The 2,029-nt window shown below is 58.7% G+C and carries 2 protein-coding genes; both read right to left on the reverse strand.

What is annotated here, in order from left to right; translation table 11 throughout:
* Positions 1-268: 268 nt before the first annotated feature.
* A complete protein-coding gene (locus tag HWX53_RS27400) occupies positions 269-1,255 on the reverse strand; it encodes an LPD7 domain-containing protein (protein WP_175946731.1) in 987 nt (328 codons plus the stop codon).
* A gap of 74 nt (positions 1,256-1,329) precedes the next feature.
* A partial coding sequence (locus HWX53_RS27405; protein WP_208454829.1) for a hypothetical protein occupies positions 1,330-2,029 on the reverse strand: 700 nt, incomplete at its 5' end.

Consider the following 2,029-nt stretch of genomic DNA (forward strand, 5'->3'; position numbering starts at 1 on the left):
ACTTGCCGGCAGTGAGGCTTTGACCCGTCCATGTGTGGCCGGTGCTTGCCAGCCTCTTTGCTGCCTCAACTTCGGGTGCGGCCCTCAATGCCTCAATCGTCAAGCTCTCGCCTGTCCATTCCTGCGCCATGCCTAGTCTCCTCGTTTGTTTTCGCCCTGCCTTGCGTGGCGGGGCTTCCACAAACAGATTAGGCGCCGAAGCGCCTAATCTACAACAACCGTTCGTCAGCATCAAATTTTTCCCGCGGGAAAAGCGGGAAATTAATGCTTAGGCTCTTGGTTTTCCCTTTGCGCCCCAGCCGCCGCCCGACTGTTGCGATTTCCCCGCGCTTGCAAAGGGCCGTTTTGCAGCCGGTTTGGAGGCTTTATTTGCGTCCGCAAACAGCTTCGAGGTCTCTTCCAGCGGAGCGGGGGTGGAAGCGCCAGGAATGGCCCTTTCTGGCGGTTGGATGCCAGCAGCGTCGGCTGCCGCCCGCGCTTGTTCCATGAGGTGGGATTGGTTGTCGAAAACTTTCACTTTGACGCCGCGCGCGATCGACTCATAAAAGCACGCCTGCACAAACTCATCAGAGCCACCAAACCAAGGCTCGCGCCCTGGCTTTGCCCAGCCCTTCGCTTCTGCAAGATCGAGAGCGTTTTTCGCGCGCAAAGCGGGCGTCGCTTTTGACTCGCGATCGACGCGCACAACGCTGCCGTGATCGCGGATTTTTGTGCCGTCCGCGAAAGTCAAAACGGCATGTAGCTCTGGCTTGCTTTCTAGCGTTGGAGTGCTCGCAAGCGCGTGGCCGAAATGGGTTTGCAGCGCGGCGCAATAGCCGCTCGTAAAGCTCCGCGGAATCCCCCCGCGCGGATCCGCGCCGGCTTCTGTCGCAGTCTTGGCAAGCAGCGTTTCATTGAGCGACAAATCGCCCCCAACTTTGCCCTCTTCTTTGTCATAAAAGCTCTGCCCGAGGGGTGGAACGCCGATCTTCTTGCGAAGCTCATCTTCCTTTGCGTCTTCCTCCGCGCGCCGGGCCTTTTCTTTGGCCTTGCGCTTCTCCTCTGCCTCATCCTGAGCCGCCCGCTCGGCTCGGTTCGCAGCTTGGTCTTTCGATGCATCCAGCTCGTCAAAGCGAGCAAACAAAGCCTCGGCGCGTTGCGCGAGCTCGGGCATAAGCGCAGCGCTTTCGCGCGTTGCCTCCGCGAGCTTTGACAGCGTTTCGGCCCGCTGCGTCTGCGTCTCTGCGTCCGCTTCAATGCGTTGATTGTTTTCCATGTCTTCCTCCTCCTTTTTAATCCAAAAAAAATGGGCGCTTTTCGGCGCCCATCGGTGTTTTGCTGCTGCCGCGGTTATCCGCGCGGCCCGGAGCCCCCCGGCCCATTTCCGCCGCCCTTGTTGCCCGGCCCTTGGCTGCGTCGAGTGAACGCCTCGAAACGCTCCAAATGCTTCAACATTTCTTTTTGGAGCTTTGTGAACTCGTTTTGCTTATCTCGGAGCTCTTTGGCCTGGCGGTCAAAGTCAGCGCTCTTCTCATCGAAGGCTTTTTGCAACGCCGCAAGGTCGCGGGTTTGATTTTCGAGCTTGCGCTCGGCTGCTTCCGCTGCCCGGCGGAAGCCATCAATGCTTTCCCTCAACTTGCTTTCGCGAATCTCGGCCTCATCCGCCCGTTTCTTTTCGCCATCCGCACGGCCGGCCTCGGCATCACGATCAAGCTTGGTGGTGCCAAGCTCGCGCTCGAAACCGTCGCGCTCCTCGATAGCCTTTTCGAGTTTCTGTTCAAGCCCTCGGCGAGCCTCCGCTTCGAGCTCGGCTTTGGCCTCGGCTTTCATGCGTTCCTTCGTCTCCTTCTCCGCCCGCTCAGCGTTCTGTTTGGCGAGCGTTTCCGCTTGCTCGATTTGTTGGTTCGCAATGCTCAGTTCGTTTTTGAGCTGCTGAATGTCGTTGTCGCGGGACAAAACCGTGGCCCGCAAAACCTTGGCCTCCGCTTCAACAGCCGTCTTTTCTTCTTCGAGAGTCTCATAGTCGATCGCGGCTTGTTCCAGCTCCGTT

It is taken from the genome of Caballeronia sp. BCC1704, from assembly GCF_902833455.1.
GTDB lineage: Bacteria > Pseudomonadota > Gammaproteobacteria > Burkholderiales > Burkholderiaceae > Caballeronia.